At 68.2% G+C, this 19,470-nt stretch carries 8 protein-coding genes; 3 read left to right on the forward strand and 5 right to left on the reverse strand.

The window, feature by feature from the left end; translation table 11 throughout:
* The first annotated feature begins 10 nt into the window (after nt 1-10).
* Complete coding sequence (locus tag J2W68_RS00885) at nt 11-1,048, forward strand: LacI family DNA-binding transcriptional regulator (protein ID WP_310231731.1); 1,038 nt, start codon at nt 11-13, stop codon at nt 1,046-1,048.
* 171 nt (nt 1,049-1,219) lie between these two features.
* Here J2W68_RS00885 and J2W68_RS00890 read toward each other — a convergent pair whose 3' ends face one another.
* Both J2W68_RS00890 and J2W68_RS00895 read right to left on the reverse strand, forming a co-directional pair.
* Nucleotides 1,220-2,953: an alpha-amylase family glycosyl hydrolase gene (locus J2W68_RS00890; protein WP_310231733.1), complete on the reverse strand. Its 1,734-nt coding sequence runs from the start codon at nt 2,951-2,953 to the stop codon at nt 1,220-1,222.
* A gap of 22 nt (nt 2,954-2,975) precedes the next feature.
* A complete protein-coding gene (locus tag J2W68_RS00895; protein WP_310231736.1) occupies nt 2,976-4,463 on the reverse strand; it encodes an MFS transporter in 1,488 nt (495 codons plus the stop codon).
* A gap of 198 nt (nt 4,464-4,661) precedes the next feature.
* On the opposite strand from J2W68_RS00895, the gene J2W68_RS00900 reads away from it, so the two are divergent.
* A complete protein-coding gene (locus tag J2W68_RS00900; RefSeq protein ID WP_310231739.1) occupies nt 4,662-6,281 on the forward strand; it encodes an alpha-glucosidase family protein in 1,620 nt (539 codons plus the stop codon).
* A gap of 15 nt (nt 6,282-6,296) precedes the next feature.
* On the opposite strand, the gene J2W68_RS00905 is transcribed toward J2W68_RS00900, so the two are convergent.
* On the reverse strand, nt 6,297-7,271 hold the full coding sequence (locus J2W68_RS00905) for an oxygenase MpaB family protein (RefSeq protein ID WP_310231742.1): 975 nt from the start codon (nt 7,269-7,271) through the stop codon (nt 6,297-6,299).
* A gap of 325 nt (nt 7,272-7,596) precedes the next feature.
* Here J2W68_RS00905 and J2W68_RS00910 point away from each other — a divergent pair, with 325 nt between their 5' ends.
* Nucleotides 7,597-10,326, forward strand: coding sequence for a TonB-dependent receptor (locus tag J2W68_RS00910; RefSeq protein WP_310231744.1), 2,730 nt, complete (start codon nt 7,597-7,599; stop codon nt 10,324-10,326).
* Between the two features lie 65 nt (nt 10,327-10,391).
* On the opposite strand, the gene J2W68_RS00915 is transcribed toward J2W68_RS00910, so the two are convergent.
* Together J2W68_RS00915 and J2W68_RS00920 are read right to left on the reverse strand one after the other, a co-directional pair.
* A complete protein-coding gene (locus tag J2W68_RS00915) occupies nt 10,392-10,616 on the reverse strand; it encodes a hypothetical protein (protein WP_310231747.1) in 225 nt (74 codons plus the stop codon).
* A complete protein-coding gene (locus J2W68_RS00920) occupies nt 10,616-19,366 on the reverse strand; it encodes a GH36-type glycosyl hydrolase domain-containing protein (RefSeq protein ID WP_430539639.1) in 8,751 nt (2,916 codons plus the stop codon). The genes J2W68_RS00915 and J2W68_RS00920 overlap by 1 nt, the downstream gene beginning before the upstream one ends.
* Nucleotides 19,367-19,470 lie beyond the last annotated feature (104 nt).

Genomic DNA, 19,470 nt, shown 5'->3' on the forward strand with positions numbered 1-19,470 from the left:
CGCAGGCCCGATGACGATCAAAGGCAAGCCGACGTCCCTGGATATCGCCCACATCGCCGGGGTGTCCCAGCCCACGGTGTCGCGGGCGCTACGCGGGCATCCGTCGGTCAACCGCGAGACCCGCGAGCGCATCCTCGCGATCGCCCGCGAGCTCAATTACAAGGTCGACAAAAACGCCTCGAACCTGCGCCGCCAGCAATCGGGCACGCTGGCGCTGCTGCTGTTCGAGGACCCGACCAGCGACCAGTCGCACATCAATCCGTTCTTCCTGCCGATGCTCGGCTCGATCACCCGTGCCTGCGCGCGCCACGGCCAGGACCTACTGATCTCCTTCCAGCAGCTGTCCAACGACTGGCATGCCGACTACGGCGACAGCCACAAGGCCGACGGCTTGATCCTGCTCGGCTACGGCGACTATCTCGCCTACCAAGGCAAGCTGCGCACGCTGGTCGAACAGGGCACGCAGTTCGTGCGCTGGGGCGCGGTGCTGCCCGACCAGCCGGGCATCTCGATCGGCTGCGACAACGCAGGCGGTGGTGCACTGGTGGGCGCGCATCTCGCCGACCTGGGGCATCGACGCATCGCCTTTCTCGGCGATGCGTCCAGTCGCTATCCGGAGTTCCTCGACCGTTGGCTCGGGTGCGAGTCCGCGCTGCAGACGCGCGGCCTGCCGATGGAACGCGCGCTGCAGGTCGACGCGGAAAGCGCGGAGGATTCGGGCCATGCGGCGGCGACCGAACTACTGCGGCGCGGGCAGCCGTTCGATGCGGTATTCGCGGCCAGCGACCTGATCGCGATCGGCGCGATGCGCGCATTCGCCGAGCACGGCTTGCGGATGCCGAGCGACCTCGCCATCGCCGGCTTCGACGACATCCCCGCCGCGCGCATGACGACGCCGGCGCTGACGACCGTGGTGCAGGACACGCTGACCGCCGGCGAGCTGCTGGTCGATACGTTGATGCGGCTGGTCGTCGGCGAGCCGGCGGAAAGCCTGCGGATGCCGACGTCGCTCGTCGTGCGCGATTCCACGGGCAGACAACACCTGTAGGAGCGCGCTGGCGCGCGAACAGGCATTACCGGGCAAGCCACATCGCGCGCGAGCGCGCTCCTACAGATACAAGGCCGAGACCGTGGTTGGCTGACAGATCTTGTAGGAGCGCGCTCGCGCGCGAAGGGGCATCGCCGGACACCCAAACGCGCCAGCGCGCCTGCAGCACGATCACCGCGCGTCCGGACCACCATGCCGTTCGGCCATCAGCGTCTGCAACCGCGCGCGCAGTGCGCCTGGCACCGCCACGTCATCACGCAGCAGCACGCGGACTCCATGGGCAGGCACATCGATGCGCAGCCCGGCATCGACAGCGACCGGAACACCACCGAACGCATCCCGCCAGCTGCCCGCCGAAATCTCGGCGTCAGTCAGCGTCGCCCGCCACGGTGCATCGCCCTTGTTGAGCAACACCAGCGCGGTCTGGCGCGCGTCGCCATCGCCGAGCACGCGATAGAACGCGGCATGGTCACCGTCGAGCTCGAGCACCAGTTGCAGGCCCCGCTGCAACGCCGGCGTGTCGCGGCGCAGGTTGGCGATGCGGGTCAGCGCGGCATGGATCGGACTCTGCGTGCCGGCGTCGACACGGGCCTGTCCGTAGTACGCGCGATTGCCGGCGTGCTCGCCGCGACCGCGCATGAAGCCGGTTTCCGAGCCGTAGTAGACAACCGGGATGCCGCGCGCGGTGAACAGCCAGTTGTGCGCGTCGATGAAACCGGAATCGCTGGCCGCCATGCGCGGCATGTCGTGGTTGTCGTAGAACGTCGCCAGATCGTAGGGATTGGCATAGGGCCCGCGCTCGAGGTGCAGCGCGGGCGCGAGGCGCTCGAAGCCGGCATCGCCGGCGAAGACCTCGTCCATCGCCTGCTTCATCGGGAAATCGAGCACGCTGATGCCGCCATTGCCGGCCCAGGTGTGCTCGGCGATCTTGTCGGCGTTGTAGTCGAAGGCCTCGCCGAACATGAAGAATCCGGGGTTCTGCGCGCGAATGCGGTCTGCGAAGCGCTTCCAGAACGCGTGCGGCATCCAGGCAATGGTGTCGATGCGGAACGCGTCGGCGCCCTGCCCGATCCACTGTTCATAGGCGCCGGCGAGGTAGTCGAACACGGCCGGATTGGCGGCGTCGAAATCCGAGAGCTGGGCGAGGTTGCCGTCGAAGATCGAGCCGTCCTTGGCATCGACGACGCCGGTCGCGTTGTAGAACGCGTGCAGCGGATTGCCCTTGGGGTCGAGCTGCTGCGGCGGCAGGTTCTGGTGATCGGCGATCAGCTGGCCCTCGGCATCGAAGATCTGGCCGAAGCCGGGCTGCGCCTGCGGCATCGTCCATGACGGCGCGCCATGGTTGCCGACGATGTCGAGCACGGTCTTGAGCCCGGCGGCGCGCATGCCATCGGTAAAACCGCGGAAATCGAGGTCGGCGCTCGGCAGGTGTTCGTCGACGCGGTAGAAGTTCGTGCCCCAGTAACCGTGGTAACCGGTCTTGCCGCGATCGGTCAGCGAGCTGCCGCACTCGACCGGATCGCCGCCGGTGAAGGCCTCGTCCGGGTTGTCGACGATCGGCGTGATCCACACCGCGCCGAAGCCCATGTCGCGAATGTAGCCAGCGTTTTCGAGCACGCCGCGGAAGTCGCCGCCGAGATACCCGATATTGCCGTCGATGCCGTCCGGGCAGCGCACCGGGATGTCGAAGGTCGGATGCGCCCCACCCTGTTCGCGCTGATCGTTCGATGTGTCGCCGTTGACGAAACGATCGGTGACGACGAAATACACCGCGTGTGCGGCGAAGGGCTCGCGGGTGCCGTACACGTTGCCCTCTTCGGCTGCGTGACCCGCCCGGACAGCGCCCGCGGAACTGCAGCCCGCGCACAGCAGCGCGGCAATGGCGACGGTCAAGGTTCGGGTCATGCAAAAACTCCTGTAGTGGATGTCATCGCGTGGTCTGTTCCGACAGCGGCCGCGACACGCGCAGTGCGAACAATCCGGCAATCGCCAGGCTCGCGCCGCCGAGCATCAGCACGCGCATCGGCGCGCCGCCGAACAGGTGACCGAGCAGAAAGCCCAGCGTGCTCACCGCGACCAGCTGCGGGATGACGATGAAGAAATTGAAGATGCCCATGTACACGCCCATCTTGTGCGCGGGCAGGCTGTCGGACAGCAACGCGTAGGGCAGCGACAGGATCGAGGCCCAGGCGAAGCCGACACCGGCCATCGACAGCAGCAACCACTGCGGATCCCGGATGAAGGCGATCGATACCAGACCCGCGCCGCCCAGCCACAGGTTCACCAGATGGGTCATGCGCAGACCGAGCGCGCGCGCCATCCACGGAATCGCGACCGCTGCGAGCGCAGCGAAGCCGTTGTAGGCGGCGAACAGCACACCCACCCAGTTCGCACCTTCGTTGTAGGCGGCTGACTGCGGATCGGTGGTGCCGTAGTGGGTCTGGGCGACCGCGGCGGTGGTGTAGATCCACATCGCGAACAGGCCGAACCAGGAGAAGAACTGCACGACGGCGAGCTGGCGCATCGTCGTCGGCATCGCATGCAGATCACCGGCGATCGCGGCGACCATGCCGCGACCGCGCAGCGCCGCAATCTGCCGCAGCAGTCCATAGGCCAGCGGCACTGCGGCGAGGACATAGAGCATGCGGTCCCAGCCCATCGACCAGACCAGGGCGACGCCGGCGATGCCGACCAGCAGCCACGGCAGGCCGCCGGTCGCCGAAGGTATTGGCGTTTCGCCGCCCGCGACCGTGCCCGGTGGATGCGCGTCATCGAATGCGGCCAGCGCCTCGGGCGGATACTCACGCGTGCGCAGCACAGTCCACAGCACCGCGCCCAGCAGCACCGCGCCGCCGAAGTAGAACGCGTAGCGCACGGTGTCGGGCACTTCGCCAGGGCCGGCGGTATTGGCGACGCCGAACTTCGCCAGCACGAACGGCAAGGCGCTCGCGACGACCGAACCGACGCCGATGAAGAAACTCTGCATCGCGTAACCGCTGGGGCGCTGCTTCGGCGCCAGCTGGTCGCCGACGAAGGCGCGGAACGGTTCCATCGACACGTTGAGCGACGCATCGAGAATCCACAGCGTGCCGGCCGCGATCCACAGCGCGGGCGAGTTGGGCATCACCAGCAACGCGGCGGTGGAGAAGATCGCGCCCCAGAGGAAATACGGCCGGCGACGGCCGAGGCGCGTCCACGTGCGGTCGGAGAAATAGCCGATCACCGGTTGCACCAGCAGGCCGGTCAAGGGCGCGGCGATCCACAGCCCGGGCACCTGTTCCATGTCCGCGCCGAGCGTCTGGAAAATGCGGCTGACATTGGCGTTCTGCAGGGCGAATCCGAACTGGATACCCAGAAAGCCGAAACACATGTTCCAGATCTGCCAGAACGGCAGCTGCGGTTTCGCGTTGCGCATGTGCTGCGACTCCCCTCCCAAGGACCGCTGCCCGCACCAACGCCGGTGCGTGCATGGCTGCATGGTAGCGAGCGTCTCGCGGCGCGCCGCGACCTGCATACGTATTCACTGCCGGCAGGGGCACGGCGTGCTTTCGCAGGCGCGGTGCGATGCACTACTTTCGCTGCGCGCCCCGTCCGGCGCGAGACGAGAGTTCCGATGAGCGAGAGTCCCTGGTGGCGCGGCGCGGTGATCTACCAGATCTACCCGCGCAGCTTCATGGACAGCGACGGCGATGGCATCGGCGACCTGCCGGGCATCATCGCCAAGCTGCCGTACGTGGCCGGGCTGGGGGTCGACGCGATCTGGGTGTCGCCGTTCTTCCGCTCGCCGATGCACGACTACGGCTATGACATCGCCGACCAGTGCGATGTCGATCCGATGTTCGGCACCCTGGACGATTTCGACACGCTGCTGGCGACCGCGCACGGGCTGGGTCTGAAGGTCATGATCGACCAGGTCTTCAGCCACACCTCGAATGCGCACGCCTGGTTCCTGGAGAGCCGCGCCTCGCGCGACAACCCGAAGGCCGACTGGTACGTCTGGGCCGACGCGCGTGCCGACGGCACCGCACCGAACAACTGGCTGTCGATCTTCGGCGGTCCCGCGTGGCGCTGGGAACCACGCCGCGGCCAGTACTACCTGCACAATTTCCTGTCGAGCCAGCCGGACCTCAACTTCCACAACCCCGAGGTGCAGCAGGCGACGCTCGACTACGTGCGTTTCTGGCTGGATCGCGGCGTCGACGGCTTCCGGCTCGATTCGATCAACTTCTGCTTCCACGACGCGCAGCTGCGCGACAACCCGCCCAAGCCGGAAGCGCTGCGGCTGGGCCGCGGATTCGCGCCGGACAATCCCTACGCGTTCCAGTACCACCACTTCAACAACACCCAGCCCGAGAACATCGGCTTCATCGAACGCCTGCGTGCGCTGATGGACGGCTATGGCGACGTCGCCGCGCTCGGCGAGATTTCGTCGGAGGATTCGCTGGCGACGACCGCGGAATACACCAGCGCCGGCCGCCTGCACATGGGCTACAGCTTCGAGCTGCTGGTCGAGGATTTCAGCGCCGGCTACATCCGGGGCACCGTCGAGCGCCTGGACGCGGCGATGACCGAAGGCTGGCCGTGCTGGGCGATCTCCAACCACGACGTGGTGCGCGCGGTCACGCGCTGGGGCGGCGCCGATGCCGACGCGGCATTTGCCCGGCAGATGGTGGCGCTGGTGTGCACGCTGCGCGGCTCTGTGTGCCTGTACCAGGGCGAGGAACTCGGCCTACCGGAAGCCGACGTGCCGTTCGAATCCCTGCGCGATCCCTACGGCATCACCTTCTGGCCCAACTTCAAGGGCCGCGACGGTTGCCGCACGCCGATGCCGTGGACCGCAGAGGCCGACGCGGGCTTCTCGACCGGCACGCCGTGGCTGCCGATTGCCGACGCGCATCGCCCGCTGAGCGTGGCGACCCAGGACGCCGACCCGCAGTCGGTGCTCGCGGGCGCGCGACGCTTCCTGCAGTGGCGACGGACGCAGCCGGCGCTGGTGACCGGCGCGCAGGTGTTCCTCGATGCACCGGAGCCGATCCTGGCGTTCGTGCGCGGCGACGGCGATGCGCGCGTGCTGGTGGTCTTCAACCTTTCCGCCGACACGGTCGCGTGGCCACTGCCGCCGATCGCCGCGGACGCGACGCCGCTCGAAGGCCACGGCCTGCCCGGCGCTCAGCGGGACGGTTCGACACTGACACTGTCACCGCGCGGCGCCTGGATCGCACGCCTCGCCTGACCGCACGCAGGGCACTCAGCGCTTCGGCGTGGCGGTGCCGCCACCTTCGTCGACCGCACGCGCTGCAGTGACATCCGGCCAACGATGCAGCCCGTCCGGCGACACGCCGACGCGGCGGCAGGCCCGCGGCGCCACGCCTTCGCCCAGCGCCCGGCGGAACACCGGCCCGAGGCGCGCGAGCACGCGCGCCGACACCGGGTCGCCAGCGCGCTGCAACGCGGTCCTCGGCAGCATCGCCACCGCCCAGTCCGGCAACAGCGCTGCGCCCGCACCGAGGAACAGGTTGCGTGACAGCCCTGCAAGCGGCACCGGCAGCCGGATCCGCGCAAGCACGTCGAGCACCTCGCGCGAGCGCGCATCGACGCGCAGCTGCGGCCGGATCGTGTCGAAATACGCCGCGACCTCGGCTTCCGAGCGCGGCACGTCGCGCGCGCCCAGCGCATCGGCGACCCGTCGCGACTCATCGTAGTAACGGTCGGCTGCGCCCGGCGGCAAGGCATCGGGTGCGTAGTGGCGGTAGCCCTGCAGGAAGCCATAGGCCTCGGTCACGTGCACCCAGGTCAGCAACGCCGGATCGTCCGCCGCATAGGTGCTGCCATCGGGCAGCGTGCCGCGCACACGCGTGTGGATGCAGGCGACGCGTGCGATCAGGCGGTTCGCTTCCCCGGTGCCTGCATAGGACGTGCCGGCGACGAAGGCCGTCGTGCGCCGCAGGCGACCGACCAGATCGTCGCGGAAGTTTGAGTGGTCGTAAACGCCGGCCAGCGCGCGCGGGTGCAGGGTCTGCAGCATCAGCGCGCACAGGCCGCCGGACAGCATGCCGGGGAAATCCGCGTGGATGCGCCAGGTCGCGCTGTCCGGTCCGAACAGGCCAGGATCGCCCGCGGGCGTGTCGTAATCGATCTGACTCTGTCCGCGCGGAAACACACGCAGCACCCAGTTGCGGACGCGTCCGGCGAGCAGCGTTGTCGCGAGCGGTGAAGAGGTCATGCCGACAAGGTTAGCGACGAACGCGTCGCGCGGCCGCGAGGGTGGATACACGACTGCAGACACGACGAACGCAACCGCGCATGCGCCCACGCATGCATTCGGGACTGGGTACGGGCCCGCCGCGCGGTGCCTCGCGAACGCCTGTGCCATGTGTCGATGCACGCCGCGCAATGAATACGTATGCAGGGTCGGTTGCCTCGCCGACCCCAGGTCTACCATGCGCGGGACCGCTCGACCCGGGCCGTCGCCGCACAGATCCCGTCACGGGACGCGGCGCCGGACCGCACCACTGCATGCAGTCCGCTGGACATCCTTGGGAGGGGACATGTCAAAGCTCAATCGCAATCTACTGAGCGCCGCGCTGGCGTCGGCACTGATCACGTTCGCCGTCGGCGCGCAGGCGCAGACCACCACCACGACCGATGCGGCCGTCGAGCTCGACGCGGTCAAGGTCACCGGCATCCGCCGCGGCATCGAGAGCGCGATCTCGGTCAAGCGCGACGCGACCTCGATCGTCGAAGCGGTCTCGTCCGAGGACATCGGCAAACTGCCCGATGTCAGCATCGCCGAATCGATCGCGCGCCTGCCCGGTGTGTCGGCGCAGCGCGTCGCCGGACGCGCGCAGGTGATCAGCGTCCGCGGCCTGTCGCCGGACTTCGCCACCACCCTGCTCAACGGCCGCGAGATGGTCAGCACCGGCGACAACCGCAGCGTCGAGTTCGACCAGTACCCGTCGGAACTCGTCAGCGGCGTCACCGTCTACAAGACACCTGACGCCGGCCTGTTCGGCCAGGGCCTGTCGGGCACGCTGGACATGCAGACGGTGCGGCCGCTGAACTTCAACGAGTCGGTGATCACGCTCAACGGCCGCTACCAGCGCAATTCGCTGGGCGAGGCGGCGAAGACCGATCCGTACGGCAACCGCATCAGCGGGAGTTGGATCGGTCAGTCCGCCGACCGCCGCTTCGGCTTTTCGATCGGCTACTCGCACAGCGACACGCCGATCCAGGAAAACCAGGTCGGCCTCTACGAACCGTGGAAGACCGATGCGCGGCCCGGTCTGGCCGAAGGCACCTGGGCCACCGATGGCATGAAAGCGCTGCGCCGCACCGGCTACACCAAGCGCGACGGCGTGATGGCGACGCTGCAGTTCCGGCCCTCGAACGCGTGGACCAGCACGCTGGACCTGTTCCATTCGCGCGCCGAGCAGGAAGACACCGCGAACCAGTTCGAGGTCAACACCCAGTTCAACGGCTCGTTCCCCTGCAATCCCGAGTGCGTCTACAGCGACGTGCGCACCAGCGAGAACGGCAGCTTCGCCGGCGGCACGCTGACCGGCGTCTATCCGCTGGTCCGCGGCATGTACAACTTCCGCGAGGACCGCATTTCGGCGGTGGGCTGGAGCAACGAGTTCAATTTCGAGTCCGCACGGCTGTTCACCGACATCAGCTGGTCGAAGGCGAAGCGCTCGGAGATCAGCCTCGAGAACAACGCCCAGCGGCTGCCGAACCCGTCGCTGGACACGATCGAGCTCGACATCCGCAGCAACGATTTCACCCAGCTGGCGCCGGGCCTCGACTACTCCGATCCCAGCCAGCTGTTCTTGACCAACACCATCTACGGCTCGGGCTACGGCAAGACGCCGCAGGTCGAGGACGAGCTCAAGGCCGCGCGGATCGGCCTCACCCTGCCCGGCCCCAGCTCGATCGCATGGCTGGCCGATTTCGATTTCGGCCTCAACCATACCGATCGCGAGAAGTCGAAGCGCCAGCCGGAAGGCAACATCCTCCTCGGCGCGCAGGGCGACACCGCGATCGCCAGCGACCTGCAGTACGGCCTGGTCGATCTGGGCTTCGCCGGTGTCGGCTACATCCCGGCGTGGAACGTGCCGGCCGCGGTCGACCGTTACATGGTGTTCGAGCCGACCGAAGATCTCGACTACCTGATCCCGAAGGCGTGGACCGTCAGCGAGAAGATCACCAGCGCTTTCGCCCGCGCCAACCTCATCACCGAATGGGGCGTGGCGACGGTGACGGGCAATGTCGGCGTGCAGATCCAGCGCGTCGACCAGTCGTCGGCGTCGCGCTACTGGGATGCGACACAGCCGGCCGGCAGCAACGTGCGGCCGTTCGAATCCGGAAAGACCTACACCGACGTGCTGCCGAGCATGAACCTCGCCTTCCAGTTGCCGAACGAGCACACGCTGCGCTTCGGCCTCGCCGAGCAGGTCGCGCGTCCGCGTGTCGACCAGCTGCGCTCCTCGCTGGAATTCGGCGTCGACACCGCGACCGGGCGGCCGGGCGGCAGCGGCGGCAATCCGCTGCTCGATCCATGGCGCGCGTACGCGTTCGACGTCTCGTGGGAGAAGTATTTCGGCAACCGCGCCTACGTGGCCGCGGCATTCTTCTATAAGGACCTGCGCACCTACATCTACACGCAGACGGTCGACGACTACGACTTCTCCGATTTCGTCGACAGCTATGTACCGCCGCCGGGCACACCGCCGGTGCAGAACATCGGCAACTTCACGTCGCCGCAGAACGGCGAGGGCGGCACCCTGCGCGGCCTGGAGCTGACGGCGTCGCTGCCGTTCGACCTGTGGACCGAGTCGCTCCGCGGCTTCGGCATCGTCGCCAGCGCCAGCTTCAATGACAGCAGCATCCAGATCTTCGATCCGGAAAGTGCGAACAGCGTGGGTAGCGGACCGATCGACCTGCCGGGCCTGTCGAAGCGGGTCTACAACCTGACCGCCTACTTCGAGCGCGACGGTTTCGAAGCGCGCGTCAGCCAGCGCCGGCGTTCGGACTTCATCGGCGAGATCGGCAACTTCGACGGTGCGCGCACATTGCGCTATGTGGTCGGCGAGAACATCACCGATGCGCAGATCAGCTACAGCTTCGGCGAAGACTCGTCACTCGACGGCCTGACCCTGCTGCTGCAGGCCAACAACATCACCAACGAGGCGTATCGCACCTATGCCGGCACGCGCGATCGACCGCTGGAGAACCTCGAATGGGGCCGGACGTATCTGTTGGGTCTGAACTACCGGTTCTGAGACATCACGAAGCGATACGACGGAGCGATACGACGAGGGCGGCCTGATGGCCGCCCTTTTTTTTTTCAGCGCCGCTCGGGGCGCACGCAACCCGCCGCGTCAAGCAGCGCGTCGAGTCTCGCTCGCACTGCGGCACGTTCGCGGTCATCGCGTGCGCGGGTGAGAATCTGCGCCGACAGCGCATCGAACTGTGGCCAGAACGCGTCCGGCTCACGCAACTTCTCGCGCCAGACCGGAAGCATTGCGGCCAGCGCGTCGAGCGCGCTTTCCAGTTCGATGCGCAAGGCCATCACCCGGCCCCGCTGTCCGCGCCCCGCGGCCACTCCAGCACCACCTCGTGCACCGCATCCGCGGTATGCAAGGCGATCTGCAGATCCGCCTGCACCACGCCGTCGAGCGTGAGCTGCGGCATATCCGCGTCGCTACGCGTGACTTCGATGCGATACACCGCCGCGCCATGGCGCAGCTGCATCCGGTAGCCGGGCCAGGTATCAGGAATGCAGGGCTCGATGCGCAAGGTGTCGCCGCGACGCTGCAGGCCCAGCAGCGATTCGCTGAGCAGGCGATACATCCAGCCCGCCGAACCGGTGTACCAGGTCCAGCCGCCACGTCCGACGTGCGGGGCGACACCGTAGACATCCGCCGCCATCACATAGGGCTCGACCTTGTAGACCGCCGTGCCCGCCGCGTCCTCGGCGTGGTGCACCGGGTTGATCATCCGCGCGAGTTCCCAGGCGCGTTCGCGATCGTCGAGCGCGGCGAAGGCCATCGCCGTCCACACCGCCGCATGCGTGTACTGCCCGCCGTTCTCGCGCACGCCCGGCACGTAGCCGCGGATGTAGCCGGGGTCGTGCGTGGTCCTGTCGAATGGCGGATCGAGCAGCTGGATCAGCCCGGCCTCGCGCTTGACCAGGTGGGTATCGAGCGCGGCCATCGCCTGGCGCGCTCGCGCCGGCTCGGCCGCGCCCGAGAGCACCGACCAGCTCTGCGAGATCGAGTCGATCCGGCATTCGTCGCTGGACTGGGAACCGATCGGCGTGCCGTCGTCGAACCAGGCGCGCCGGTACCAGCCGCCGTCCCAGGCTTCGGCTTCCAGATTGCCCTGCAGACGTGCCGCGGCCGCGACGCAGGTGTCGGCAAAGGCGGTGTCGCCGCGCGCGGTGGCGACCGGAATGAAGCGTTGCAGGACGTCGTAGAGGAAGAAGCCCAGCCATACGCTTTCGCCGCGGCCGGCCTCGCCCACCCGGTTCATGCCGTCGTTCCAGTCGCCGGTGCCGATCAGCGGCAGGCCGCGTTCGCCGAGCAGCGACATGCCGCGTTCCAGCGCGAGCACGCAATGGTCGTAGAAGGACTGCACGCGCCCGGACGTGACCGGCAGGTCGTAGTACGACTCCTCATCGGCGTTGACCAGTCGGCCCTCGATGAAACCGACGCGCTCGTCGAGCACGCTGTCGTCGCCGGTGACCTCCAGATAGCGGCAGGCCGCGAGCGGCAGCCACAGATAGTCGTCGGAGCAACGCGTGCGCACGCCGCGGTCGGCCGGCGGATGCCACCAGTGCAGCACGTCGCCCTGCGGGAACTGGTGCTCGGCGCTGAGCAGCAGATGCGCGCGGGTCAGCGCCGGCACTGCGTGCACGGTCGCCATCGTGTCCTGCAACTGGTCACGGAAGCCGAACGCGCCGCCGGACTGGTAGTAACCGCTGCGGGCCACATACCGGCAGGCCAGGGTCTGGTACAGCAGCCAACCGTTGACCAGCAGATCGGTCGCCGGTTCCGGCGTTTCCACCCGCACTGCGCCGAGCGTCTGCAACCAGTGCAGACGTACGCCGTCGAGCGCGTCGTGCGCCGGCATCGATCCACGCAGGGCCTTCGCCAGCTGCAGCGCGGCATGCATGTCGTCGCCGATGCCGAGCCGGAACACGGTTTCGGTCGCCTGCTCCGGGGCCAGGTCGACCTGCACCTGGATCGCGGTACAAGGGTCGAGCCCAGCGCCGAGCCGCCCCGACAGCCGCTCGCGACGCATCGCATCGGGCGCCCGCAGGCTGCCGTTGCGGCCGAGGAACTCGGTGCGGTCGGCGGTGAACGTGCGGCGGTCGCCGTCGACATCGAAGAACGCCACCCGCCCGCCGAACTCGGTGTTGTAGGGATTGCGCGCGGTCAGCACGCCACTGCCGGCGTCCTGCTCGGTGACCACGTGCATCTGCGACTTCACCCGGATGTCGCCGAGCACCCATTCGACATAGCCGGTAGCCGACAGCTTGCGCGCCCGCCCCGACAGGTTGCGCAGCTTGAGCACCGAGAACTTCACCGCATCACGCAGACCGACGTAGATCCACAGTTCGCTGGCGATGCCGTCCTCGACATGTTCGTAAACGCTGTAGCCGAAGCCATGGCGGGTGCGGTACGCCCCGCGTCCGCGCATCGGCAGCGGCATCGGCGACCACACGTGGCCGCTCTCCTCGTCGCGCAGGTAGAACGCTTCACCGCCCGTGTCGGAGACGGGGTCGTTGTGCCACGGCGTCAGCCGGAACTCGTGTGCATTCTCGAACCAGGTGTAGCCCGGACCGCTTTCGCTGACCACGCTGCCGAGCTTCGGATTGGCCATCACGTTCGACCAGGGCGCGGGCGTCGTCTCGGCATCGTCGAGCACGATCAGGTACTCGCGACCGTCAGCGGCGAATGCCCCCAGCCCATTGTCGAACAGCACCGCATCGGCCACCGCTTCGAACGGCCACGGATCCTCGTCGAGCGCGTCGGCCTGGCCTGGCGGCAGCAGTCCGTAGAGTCCGGGCGCGGCACCCGTCACGCCGCCGTCCTCGGCCTGCGCGCGCGTGGCGCCCTCACTCGCGACCAGCAACGGTACGCTGCGTTCCGGCGTCGCATGCCGGGCGACCTGGGCGGCCAGCGTGCCGTACTGGTCACCAACGATCACGCGTGCCACCGACTGGATCAGGATGCGGTCTTCCTGCGAAATCTGCTGCGCGGGGCGCACGAAGATGCCGCCGGGCCTGTCGAGGACGTTGCCCTCCGGGCCTGCCGAGACCAGACCGAGAATCTGCTCCTGCAACTCCTGGCGATACCCGACCTGGTCTTCGTTCCAGATCACCAGATCGACCTGCAGGCCCTTGAGGCGCCAGTAGGCGTGCGCCTGCACCATCTGCCGCACCAGCTCGATGTTCTCCGCGTGGGCGAGTTGCACGAGCACGATCGGCAGGTCTCCGGAGATCGAATGGCCCCACAGTCCCGACTGTCCGCGCCGGTTCTGCAGCAGTACCGCGCTGTCGGCGCGCAGGAACGGGTGCGCGAACGTCAGCAGTCCTGCGATGCGCTCGTAGAGTTGCGCGTCGCCCTGAGTGGCATTGATCTGCCGGCGCACGACCTGGCTGTGGGTCCACGCGAGATCGAACACGCGATCGGCGAGACGACGGTCGCGATACTTGTCGAGCAGCGCCGCACACGCGTCACGGTCGTCGGCGACGCCAGTCACCAGATCGAGCACGGCGGTCTGCTCAGGCGCCAGCGTCACCCGCACGCGGATTGCGACGATCGGATCGAGCACCGAGCCCGCGGTGTCCGACAGCGGTCCGGTCTGGCGCATCGCCAGCGGCTCGCGCGGCGTCAGGCCGCGACCGATGAAGCGTGCGCGGTCGGTCTCGTAGGAGATCGCATCAATGTCCGCATCGTGTGCGGCGACGACGTGGAACATCCACGGCGGAATCTCGTCATGCGCACGCGGACGCCGCGTGCACAGCAGCGCCTGCTTGTCGCGCACGATTTCGCTCTGCACAAACAGGTTGCTGAAGGCCGGATGCAGCTCGTCGGAGATCGCCGGCGCCAGCACCACTTCGGCATAGGTCGTGATCTCGATGGTCCGCGTCCGCCGCGACCGGTTGCTCAGGCGCAGGCGGCGCAGCTCGATGTCGTCCTCGGCCGAGATCGCGATTTCCAGATGCGTTTCGATGCCGCGCCTGCGACCGCGGAATTCAGCCTTGGCATCGGAGAAGATCGCCTCGTACTGCTCAACCGGCGCGCAGGTCGGCTGATACGCGGCTGACCAGACGTCGTGGTTCTCGACATCCTGCAAGTAGCAGAAGCTGCCCCAGTGATCACGCGTGCCGTCCTCGCGCCAGCGCACCACGGCCATGTCGTGCTGCCGCAGGTAGCCACCACCGGCGCTGGTGAGCAGCGCATGCATGCGGCCGTTCGACAGCATCTGTACGGCAGGTCGCGCGGTATCAGGCGTGCGGAACACGCGCAGCTGGGTTTCGTCGCCGCCTCCGGTGGTGGCGCGCACCCCGACCGACTCCACTTCGTGAGGCCGGAACACGCCTGTACGCGGCACGCGTTCCTGCAGCAGCAGCAAGGTCGCCTGGAACTCGGCGTCGGCGGTGAAGCGTTTCTGCATCGGCTGCTCGCGCAGCAGATGGTCGAGCGCGAGGAAACCCATGCCCTGGTGATGCGCCATGAACGAGCGGACCACCGCATGCGTTTGCCCGCGCGGCAGGCGCGAGGGTGTGTAATCGATCGCTTCGAACAGGCCGAAGCGTCCCGAGAAACCGGCCGCGTCGAGGCGTTGCAGGTTTTGCGTCGCCGCCTCCGGCGCGACCATCAACGCCATCATCGTCGCGTAGGGCGCGATCACCAGATCCTCGCCGAGTCCGCGCTTGAGCCCGAGCCCGGGGACGCCGAACGCGCGGTACTGGTAATTCATCCGCGTGTCGACGGTGTTGTAGCCGGACTCCGAAATGCCCCAGGGCACGTCGTGCTGGCGGCCATAGGCGATCTGCGCCTGCACCGCGTGACGCGCGGTCTGGTCCAGCAGGGTGTCCGGATAGCTCGGCATCACCAGCTGCGGCATCAGGTACTCGAACATCGAGCCGCTCCACGACAGCAGTGTCGCGTCGCCGTCGACCTCGGTCAGCAGCCGTCCCAGCGCGAACCACGTGTCCTGCGGCAGTTGTCCCTGCGCGACCGCGACGAAGCTGCAGAGGCGGGCTTCCGAGGCGAGCAGATCGTAATGGCCCTGGTCGAGGCGCCGGTTGTCGACGTCGTAACCGATCGACAGCAGATGCCGCGCGCGGTCGTAGAGGAAGCCGTACTCCATCAGCGAGAACTGGCCGGCGACGTGGGCGAGCCGTTCCAGTTCATGGACCTGGGCGCAGGCCCAGGCGCGCACGTCAGGTGCAATCCCCGGCGCACACAGCGCACGCAGCGACGGCAGGCCGTCTTCGGCAGTCAGGCTGCCGGGCGCGGCAATGGACGCTGGCAGGCAGGCCTGCAGCGCCTGGCGGGCGTGTTCGCAAGCGTCGACCAGGCGCGCGGCCCAATGCGCCGGTGCGTCTTCCAGCGGATCGTAGGTGTCGGGCGGCGGCGACAGGGCGGCGAGCGGCGAGGCCAGCGCCGCGAGTGTCTCGACGGTGGTGAGCGCCTCGCCGAGCGTCTCGGGCGGCGCGGCCCGTGCGAGCGCAAGCCGGGCCCCGAATGCGTCGATCGCCAGGGTCCAGGCCGGGTCGACGTGGCGCTGCGCATCGCAGAGTTCGTGCAACACATCCAGCGTGTGCGCGAGACCCGCAAAGGTCTGCGGTGCCAGCACCGGCGCGTCGATCAGGCCCAGCAGGCCCTGGCGCAGGGTGAGCAGATGGCCGGCGAGATTGCCGCTGTCGACACTGGAGATGTAGCGCGGCTGCAGCGGCGCCAGCGTTTCGGTGTCGTACCAGTTGTAGAAATGCCCGCGGTGTCGCTCCATGTGGTCGAGCGTGACGAACACGCGCTGCGTGCGCTGCATCACCGCGGCGGTCTGCAGGTAACCGAAGTCCCATGCGCCGAGATTGGCCAGCAGCGACAAACCGATGTTGGTCGGCGAGGTGCGCCGGGCGACGACCAGCGAGGGGTGCTCCTGGATGTTGTCCGGCGGCAGCCAGTGGTCTTCTTCGCGGATGTTGACCTCGAAGAAGGCCCAGGTGCGACGTGCCAGCCGGCCGAGGAAGTCGAGCTGGACCGACGACAGCTGGGCACTGCGTTGCGGCGGCGCGCGTCCGAGCCACGCCATCAGCAGCGGCGACGTCGCCCACAGCACCAGCACCGGACCGGCGACCCACAGCGCAGCGGGATTCGTCCGCCACACCAGCAGCCCCACCAGCAACGACAGGACGGGCGCGCCCCACATTGCGCGCAGTTCCGCGGCCGTGCCGCTGCCGAGCGAGCGTTCGACCTCGCTCGACGGGTTCCACTGCAACAGATGCCGGCGGCTGACCAGCGTGCGCCACAGGGTCAAGGCGATCGCCGACAGGCTGAACATCGCCTCGTAGGGCAGGCAGGCGAAATTGACCACCGCCCGCACCAGGCCGCGCCCGGTCGCATCACCGACCTGCAGCAGATGCGTGTCGAGGCGCATGTCGGCCGGCTTCGACAGCAGATCACGCAATGCGGGAATCAGCACCGGCGCGAAGAACACCGTGAGCAGCCAGAACGTCCACGCCGCCGGCGCGGCGAGCGCCACCCAGCCGAACACCAGCAGTGCCAGCGCAGACGCGGGCACCAGACTGCGACGCAGGTTGTCGATCAGCTTGCCGCGCGACAGCCATGACAGCGGATTGCGCACCCGGCCCTCGCGCGCGGTCGGCACCCACGGCAGCAACCAAGGCAACAGTTGCCAGTCGCCGCGGATCCAGCGGTGGCGACGTTTGACGTCGGCGGCGTAGCGCGCGGGGTAGTCCTCGTACAGGCGGACATCGCTGACCAGACCCGCGCGCGCATAGCAGCCCTCGAGCAGGTCGTGGCTGAGGATGCGGTTGTCGGGGAACCGGCCATGCAGCGCCTGCTCGAACGCATCGACGTCGTAGATGCCCTTGCCGACGAAGGAGCCTTCGCCGAACAGATCCTGGTACACATCCGACACGGTGCGGGTATACGGATCGATGCCCGGCTCGCTGCCGTACATGCGCGCGTAACGGCTGATGCGGCGCCCGCTGAAACTGCTGCCGACGCTGGGCTGCAGGATGCCGTAGCCGCGGGTCACGCGATCGCGCCTGGGGTCGAACACCGCGCGGTTGAGCGGATGCGCCAGTGTGCCGACGAAGGCACGCGCAGCGTCACGCGGCAAGCGCGTATCGGTGTCGAGGGTGATCACATACCGCACGTTGGCCAGCACCTCGGTGCGGCCGACGATCTGCTGGAACGCGCCCGTGCCGGCACCGCGCAGGAAGCCGTTCAATGCAGCCAGCTTGCCGCGCTTGCGCTCCTCGCCGATCCAGCGCCCCTCGCCCGCATTCCAGGTGCGCGGGCGATGGAACAGGAAGAAGCGGTCGCCGCCCGGCGCCGGGCTGTCGGCGAGATAGCGCTGGTTGAGGCCCGCGATCAACGCCGCCGCATGCGCCAGGACAGCCGCATCGCCGGGCAGCGTCTGCTGGTTTGCATCGAGATCGTCGCTGAGCAGGGCGAAATGCAGATGCGCATCGCGGTTGGCGAGGAAGCGCACCTCGAGGCCTTCGACCAGGGCGTCGACCGTGGCGATGTCGCCGAACATGCAGGGCACGACGACCAGCGTCCGTTCGGCGGCGGGCAGGCCGTGCGAGAAATCCAGACGCGGCAGCGGCTTGGGCGCCACGATCACCGTGGCCAGCCAGTTGGTCAGCGCGATGCCGAGCTCACTGAAGACCAGCAGGCCCAGCAGGATCAGCGCCCACGCCGGCGCCCAGGGCACCAGATGCGCGCCCGATTGCCCGAGCAGGCCGGTCGTCGCCAGCGCGACGACGACGGCGATCAACGCGAGATAGACCGGCAGCGGCACGGTGCGCGGCGCCATGCGCACTTTTCGCCGCCCGTGTGCGGCCGCGAGTGTGGACAGGGTGCGGTCGATACCGTCGTCGACCAGGTAATAGCCGACGTGCGCTTCGATGCTGTCGGCCGGATGCGCCTGCGCCAGTTGCACGGTGGTCTGCGCAACCTCTACTTCGCTGGCGCCGGAACGCTTCGCGATCGTCTCGACCGCGTGGCGGTAATGATCGCGCGTGGCGAAATCCATCAGCCCGTAGGTCGCGCCCGGATCGTCGCGTAGTGCGGCGTCGACCAGACTCATGGTTTCGACGTATTCGCGCCAATCCATGTTCGCGAGGAAACGCAGGCTGCCGATGCTGTTGCCGATCGACACCTGGTCGGCGGCCTGCTGCTGGCTTTCGGCGTGCACCAGTGCCTCGATGCGCAGGCCCGCGTCGGTCAGCCACTGCTCGATCCACGTCAGCGGCAAGGACAGCAGGGCGCCGCGGCCGTGCAGGCCACGGGTGAGCTCGGCGACGAACGCGCCGGTGGCCGGCGGGCGGCTGCGCGCCATGTCGGCGACGACCAGCACCACATCCTTCGGTGCCGATGTGGCGGTGGCATTGAGTTGCTCGGCCCATCGCCGCGCGCGGCGGTGGTCGCGGCCATCGCGGACCACGCGGGCGGCCATGCGGCGCAGGTTTTCCAGCACCGCGAGCCGCAGCATGATGGGAATCGCCCACAGTTCACCCAGCGTCAACGGCGTGACCTGCTGATAGGCCGCGACGAAGCGGCTCATCGTGACCGCGTCCACCTGCCCGTCACCGTGCGCGACCGCCTCCATCGCCAGGTCGTAGACCCGCGGCAATCCGACCGATGCGCCCTGCGACAGCGCCGGCAGCTCACGGCTGTAGCCCTTGGGCAGATGTCGCCGCGCAAGGCGCACCTGCTCTTCGATCAGGTGGTAGTTGTCGAGCAGCCATTCGCCGGCCGGGGTGATGCGGATATCGTCACGCACCATCAGCGACAGGAACGTGCGCGCATCCTCGAGCAGCGCGGCGTTCTCGCTCAATCGCGCGAGCAGTCGATCGGGCACGCGGCCGGTATGGATGCGATGGGTCAGCGCGAGCGCCTTGCCATGCAGTTCCATCTGCTCGGCGCTGAAAAGCTGCGCACGCAGCGGCGCCTCGGACTCGAGGTCGGCGGAAGCAACCGGGGGGGACAACTGGCCGGACCGGCGGCGCAAGCGCGACCAGCGGCGGAACATCCTCGAAGCAGCGTGCATGGAGGATCCTGTCAAGCCGACGCGGCCTACTTGCCGCTAGGTTGCGCCCGGGCTGCAGTGGCGCGCGTGATGACATGAGCGGGCGCGCGCTCCCCGACCGCCTG

It is taken from the genome of Luteimonas terrae (assembly GCF_031457535.1).
Lineage (GTDB): Bacteria > Pseudomonadota > Gammaproteobacteria > Xanthomonadales > Xanthomonadaceae > Luteimonas > Luteimonas terrae_A.

What these genes read in the sequence shown, in the direction of transcription:
- J2W68_RS00885 (WP_310231731.1), top strand. Translation starts at nt 11, where the DNA reads ATGACGATCAAAGGCAAGCCGACGTCCCTGGATATCGCCCACATCGCC.
- J2W68_RS00890 (WP_310231733.1), bottom strand. Translation starts at nt 2,953, where the DNA reads ATGACCCGAACCTTGACCGTCGCCATTGCCGCGCTGCTGTGCGCGGGC.
- J2W68_RS00895 (WP_310231736.1), bottom strand. Translation starts at nt 4,463, where the DNA reads ATGCGCAACGCGAAACCGCAGCTGCCGTTCTGGCAGATCTGGAACATG.
- J2W68_RS00900 (WP_310231739.1), top strand. Translation starts at nt 4,662, where the DNA reads ATGAGCGAGAGTCCCTGGTGGCGCGGCGCGGTGATCTACCAGATCTAC.
- J2W68_RS00905 (WP_310231742.1), bottom strand. Translation starts at nt 7,271, where the DNA reads ATGACCTCTTCACCGCTCGCGACAACGCTGCTCGCCGGACGCGTCCGC.
- J2W68_RS00910 (WP_310231744.1), top strand. Translation starts at nt 7,597, where the DNA reads ATGTCAAAGCTCAATCGCAATCTACTGAGCGCCGCGCTGGCGTCGGCA.
- J2W68_RS00915 (WP_310231747.1), bottom strand. Translation starts at nt 10,616, where the DNA reads ATGGCCTTGCGCATCGAACTGGAAAGCGCGCTCGACGCGCTGGCCGCA.
- J2W68_RS00920 (WP_430539639.1), bottom strand. Translation starts at nt 19,366, where the DNA reads ATGCACGCTGCTTCGAGGATGTTCCGCCGCTGGTCGCGCTTGCGCCGC.